4 protein-coding genes are annotated in these 5,342 nt (G+C 74.3%); 3 read left to right on the plus strand and 1 reads right to left on the minus strand.

Annotation, left to right across the window (positions count from 1 at the left end; genetic code table 11):
* Window positions 1–205 precede the first annotated feature (205 nt).
* Complete coding sequence (rpmB, locus tag ACFRAR_RS09290; RefSeq protein ID WP_014138233.1) at window positions 206–391, minus strand: 50S ribosomal protein L28; 186 nt, start codon at window positions 389–391, stop codon at window positions 206–208.
* Between the two features lie 265 nt (window positions 392–656).
* On the opposite strand from rpmB, the gene ACFRAR_RS09295 reads away from it, so the two are divergent.
* The 3 genes from ACFRAR_RS09295 (at window position 657) to ACFRAR_RS09305 (ending at window position 5,246) form a co-directional block, all read left to right on the plus strand.
* Window positions 657–2,324: a DAK2 domain-containing protein gene (locus tag ACFRAR_RS09295; RefSeq protein ID WP_380696517.1), complete on the plus strand. Its 1,668-nt coding sequence runs from the start codon at window positions 657–659 to the stop codon at window positions 2,322–2,324.
* A 52-nt stretch (window positions 2,325–2,376) separates the two neighbouring features.
* A complete protein-coding gene (gene recG / locus ACFRAR_RS09300; RefSeq protein WP_380696519.1) occupies window positions 2,377–4,608 on the plus strand; it encodes an ATP-dependent DNA helicase RecG in 2,232 nt (743 codons plus the stop codon).
* 104 nt (window positions 4,609–4,712) lie between these two features.
* Window positions 4,713–5,246 carry a hypothetical protein gene (locus ACFRAR_RS09305; protein ID WP_380696521.1) on the plus strand — a complete coding sequence of 178 codons (534 nt, stop codon included), beginning with the start codon at window positions 4,713–4,715 and terminating at the stop codon, window positions 5,244–5,246.
* Window positions 5,247–5,342 lie beyond the last annotated feature (96 nt).

A 5,342-nucleotide genomic window follows, 5' to 3' on the forward strand; every position in this document is an offset into this window, starting at 1 on the left:
GCCGGGGGGCGGGGGCTGGGGGGGGGCCCCCCCGGGGGGGCGGGGGGGGTGCGGGGGGGGGTTATCGGGGGGGGGGGGGCCCCCCGGGGCCCCCCCCCCACCACCGGTGAGTCCGGAAAACGGCGTAGCCAGTCACGAAAACAGCGAAGCCGGCCCATCCGAGGATGAACCGGCTCACTGGAGGACCGGCATGCCGGTCTGCGCGTCAGCGCGAGACCTTACCGGCCTTGATGCACGAGGTGCAGACGTTGAGCCGCTTCGGCGTCCGCCCAATCACAGCGCGCACCGTCTGGATGTTGGGGTTCCAACGACGGGGGGTACGGCGGTGAGAGTGGGAGATGCTGTTGCCGAAGCCCGGCCCCTTGCCGCAGACGTCGCAGTTGGCAGCCACAGGAGTCACTCCAAGACTTCAGATCAGATACTTTCGAAAACCCCACTCAGCCACCAGAACACTCGCGTGAACCAGACCGGACAAGGGGGTGAGCCTGGACGGTTCCAGGCAACCGGAAGAGCATACAACGCTTGCTTCCGTCCCACGAAACTACCACGACCGGCTGAGTGATCGCTCCGGTCGCCGGACCGGCCGACCCTCCCCGGCCCCCGATAACCTGCCGGTATCACCCCCCCGCCGCCGCATCCGAATGAGTTGCTGCCCCATGGGCCATATCGGCGTCCCACCCGGAGGAGACCTGGTGCTGCACACGCTCGACGCCCCGGCCGTGCGCACCTGGTGCCAGCTCGCCCTGCGCGCGCTCGGCCAGGCCCGCGAGGAGATCGACGCGCTCAACGTCTATCCCGTCCCGGACGGCGACACCGGCACCAACCTCTACCTGACCGTCGAGTCCGCCGCCGCCGAGGTGGAGAGCCGCTTCACCGACCCCGCCGTCGACCCGGCCCCCGGGCTGGCCGACACCGTCCGGGCGATGGCCCGCGGCGCGCTGGTCGGCGCCCGCGGCAACTCCGGGGTGATCCTCGCCCAGTGGCTGCGCGGCACCGCCGAGACGCTGGCCGAGGGCGGCGGCGCCGAACAGCTGCGGGCCGCCCTGCAGCGGGCCGCCGAATCCGCCTACCAGGCCGTCGCGGAGCCCGTCGAGGGCACCCTGCTGACCGTCGCCCGGGTCGCCGCCCGGGAGGCCGTCCGGGCCGGGGACGGGCTCGCCCAGGTCGCCGACACCGCCTACCGGGCCGCCCGGGACGCGCTGCGGCACACCCCCGAGCAGCTCGCCGTGCTGGCCGAGAACGGCGTGGTGGACGCCGGCGGGCGCGGCCTGGTGGCCGTCCTCGGCGCGCTCGCCGACGCCGTCGCCGGACAGCAGCCGATGGGGCCGGTCGCGCTGCGCGGGGACGTCCGGGCGGTCGAGCACTGCGAGACGCACCTGAGGCCGCCAGGCCCCGGCCACCCCGCCTTCGAGGTCATCTACCTGCTGGACGCCCCCGACGCGGCGCTGCCCGCGCTGCGCGAGCGGCTCGGCACGCTCGGCGACTCGCTGGTGATCGGCGGCGGCGACGGCCTGTGGAACGTGCACGTCCACGTGGACGACGCGGGCGCCGCCGTGGAGGCCGGGGTCCAGGCCGGACGCCCGCACCAGATCCGGATCACCCACTTCGCCGAGGCCGCCGCCCGGGCCGGCACCGCCGCCGACCACGGCGAGCGCGAGGAACGGGCCCGCGCGGTGCTCTCGGTGGTCTCCGGCGACGGCCTGGCCGAGCTCTGCGAACAGGCCGGCGCCGTCGTCCTGCACGCCGACCCGGACCGCCCGCCGGCCAGTGCCGAACTCGCCGCCGCCGTGCGCCGCTCGACCGCCCGCGAGGTCGTCCTGCTGCTCAACGACCCCGAACTGCGCGCCGCCGCCGGGGCCGCCGCCGACCAGCTGCGCGAGGAGGGGATACGGATCGCCGTGCTGCCCACCCGCTCGCCGGTGCAGGGGCTGGCGGCGCTCGCGGTGCACGAGGGCGGCCGCCGCTTCGACGAGGACGTGGTCGCCATGACCTCCGCCGCCGGGGCCACCCGGTACGCCGAACTCGCCGTCGCCGAAGGGGAGTCCTGGACGATGGCCGGGGTCTGCCAGGCCGGGGACGTGCTCGGGCTGATCGACGGCGACGTCGCGGTGATCGGCACCGGGCTGGCCGAGGTCGGCGAGAGCGTGCTGGACCGGATGCTCGGCGCGGGCGGCGAACTCGTCACCCTGGTCCTCGGCGGCGGCACCGACACGGCGCTCGCCGAACGGCTGGTCGCCCACGTCCGGCACCGTCGGCCCGAGGTGGACGCGGTGGTCTTCCACGGCGGGCAGGAACCGGCGCCGCTGCTCATCGGGGTGGAGTAGGCCGTGGAGCTGGACCCGGTTCGTCGGTGCGGTGGTGTAGACAGGGGGCCTGATGGGCGCTCTCGATGAACCACTGACCAAGCTCGTCGGCGACCGCACCGCGAAGGTGCTCGCCGACAGCCTCAAGCTGCGCACGGTCGGGGACCTGCTGCACCACTACCCGCGCCGCTACGTCGAACGCGGCCAGCTCACCAGCCTGGACGAGCTGGAGGTCGACGAGCACGTCACCGTGCTGGCCCGGATCGAGAAGGTCACCCTGATCCCGTTCCGCGGCCGCAAGGGCGACCGGCTGGAGGTCGTCGTCACCGACGGCCGCAGCCGGCTCTCGCTGGTCTTCTTCAACCAGGGCTGGCGGCAGAAGGAGCTCAGGGCCGGCGCCCAGGGCCTGTTCGCCGGCAAGGTCGGGGTCTTCAACCGCTCCCGCCAGCTGGTCTCGCCGGACTACCAGCTGCTCGACGAGGAAGCGGGATCGGACGCGGCGAAGCAGTTCGCCGGCCGGCTCATCCCGGTGTACGGCGCCAGCGCGCAGATGCCCAGCTGGAAGCTGTCGATCTGCGTCGAGACCGCGCTCACCAAGCACCTCGGCGACGTCGGCGAACCGCTGCCCGCCGAACTGCGCGAGCGGCACGACCTGATCCCGCTGCCCGAGGCGCTGGAGCTGATCCACCGCCCGCGCGGCCAGGCCGACCGCGAGCGCGCCCAGAGCCGGCTGCGCTGGGACGAGGCCTTCGTGCTCCAGGTCGCCCTGGCCCAGCGCCGGGCCGCCGACTCCGCGCTGCCCGCCAAACCGCGCGGGGCCCGCGAGGGCGGCCTGCTGGACGCCTTCGACGCCCGGCTGCCGTTCACCCTCACCGAGGGCCAGCGGAAGGTCTCCGCCGAGATCGCCGCCGACCTCGCCACCGAACACCCCATGCACCGCCTGCTCCAGGGCGAGGTCGGTTCGGGCAAGACCCTGGTCGCGCTGCGCGCCATGCTCGCCGTGGTCGACGCGGGCGGCCAGGCCGTGCTGCTGGCCCCCACCGAGGTGCTCGCCCAGCAGCACCACCGCTCGATCGTCGAGATGATGGGGGACCTCGCCGAGGGCGGCATGCTCGGAGGCTCCGAGCACGCCACCCGGGTGGTGCTGCTGACCGGCTCGATGGGCGTCGCCACCCGCCGCCAGGCGCTGCTCGACATGGCCTGCGGGGACGCCGGGATCGCCATCGGCACCCACGCGCTGATCGAGGACAAGGTCCAGTTCCAGGACCTCGGCCTGGTCGTGGTCGACGAGCAGCACCGCTTCGGCGTCGAGCAGCGGGACGCGCTGCGCGCCAAGGGAGAGCAGCCGCCCCACCTGCTGGTGATGACCGCCACCCCGATCCCGCGCACCGTCGCGATGACGGTCTTCGGGGACCTGGAGACCTCCGTCCTGGACCAGCTGCCGGCCGGCCGCTCGCCGATCTCCACCCACGTCGTCCCGGCGCTGGAGAAGCCCAACTTCCTCACCCGCGCCTGGGAGCGGGTCCGCGAGGAGGTCGCCAAGGGTCACCAGGCGTACGTGGTCTGCCCGCGGATCGGGGACGAGGAGCCGGCCGCCGACCCGAAGGCCGCCAGGAAGAAGCGCAAGGCGGCCGAGGAGGACTTCGAGGACCTCACCACCCCGGACGCCGGAGCCGAGAGCGACGAACGGCGGCCCCCGCTCTCGGTGGTGGAGACGGCCGAGAAGCTGGTCAAGGGCCCGCTCGGCGGCCTGCGGGTGGAGATCCTGCACGGCCGGCTCGCGCCGGACGCCAAGGACGACGTGATGCGCCGGTTCGCGGCCGGCGAGGTGGACGTGCTGGTCGCCACCACCGTGATCGAGGTCGGCGTCAACGTCCCCAACTCCACCGCGATGGTCATCATGGACGCCGACCGCTTCGGCGTCTCCCAGCTCCACCAGCTGCGCGGCCGGGTCGGCCGCGGCAGCGCGCCGGGCCTGTGCCTGCTGGTCAGCGACATGCCCGGGGCCAGCGCCGCCCGGGCCCGGCTGGACGCGGTGGCCGGCACCCTGGACGGCTTCGAGCTGTCCCGGATCGACCTCGAACAGCGCCGCGAGGGCGACGTGCTGGGCCAGGCGCAGTCCGGGGTGAAGTCCTCGCTCAAGGTGCTCTCGGTGCTGGAGGACGAGGAGGTCATCCTGACCGCCCGCACCGAGGCCACCCGGCTGGTCGCCGAGGACCCGGACCTGGCCGCCCACCCGGAGCTGCGCACCGCGCTGGAGAGCCTGCTCGACGAGGACCGCGCGGCCTACATGGAGAAGGGCTGAGCGGGCCTCGGGCCCGCCGGATTGTCAGACCCCCGCGAGAGAATGAAGGTGTTCAGGGCGCACCCCCAAGGTGCGTACCTGGCGCGACACTTGGGGGTCATGCCGTGGCATTCCGTCATCTCAACGAGCTCCCGCTGGGCGACAAGGTCTTCCGGATCGAACTCGCCAGCGACGACGACCGAGAGGTCACCCTCACCCTGACCGGCTGGCGCGAGGGGGCGGCCGCCGCGCCGCTCGCCTCGGGCAGGCTCCGCCTGCCGGTCGAGGACGTCGCCTCGCTGCGGATCGCGCTCAACCGCGCGCTGCGGGCACTGGCGATCGTCGCCGACGTCTCCGAGCCCATCCCCGACCGCGACGTGCTGCGCGAGCTGTACCCCGGCCACGGCGCCCCCTGGGTGCCGCAGCACGAGGAGGAACTGGTCCGGCGCTTCCACGACGGTGAGACCGTCGCCCGGATCGCCGCCCGCTTCGGCCGCACGCCCGACTCCGTCCGGACCAAGCTGCGCGAGCTCGGGCACGACCCGCGCCGCCCCGAGTTCTGCCCGCCCGACGGCTGCCTGTCCTGGTCCCGCTACGCCTCGCCGGCCCTGCTCGGCGCGGCCGTGCCGGCCCCCTCGGCGGGCGCCGAGGCGAGCTGAGCCGCACCCCCTCGCGGGGCCCCCCCGGGTTGCCGGGCGGGGGCCCGCCGGATAGGGGGGTGGGGGCCCGGCGCAAGGGCCAGCCCCCCCCAAATC

The sequence above is a fragment of the Kitasatospora sp. NPDC056651 genome, assembly GCF_042792155.1.
Classification (GTDB): Bacteria; Actinomycetota; Actinomycetes; order Streptomycetales; family Streptomycetaceae; genus Kitasatospora.

Bases quoted from the DNA above. Each gene is read 5' to 3' on its own strand.
- ACFRAR_RS09295 (WP_380696517.1), top strand. From the start codon at position 657: ATGGGCCATATCGGCGTCCCACCCGGAGGAGACCTGGTGCTGCACACG.
- recG (WP_380696519.1), top strand. From the start codon at position 2,377: ATGGGCGCTCTCGATGAACCACTGACCAAGCTCGTCGGCGACCGCACC.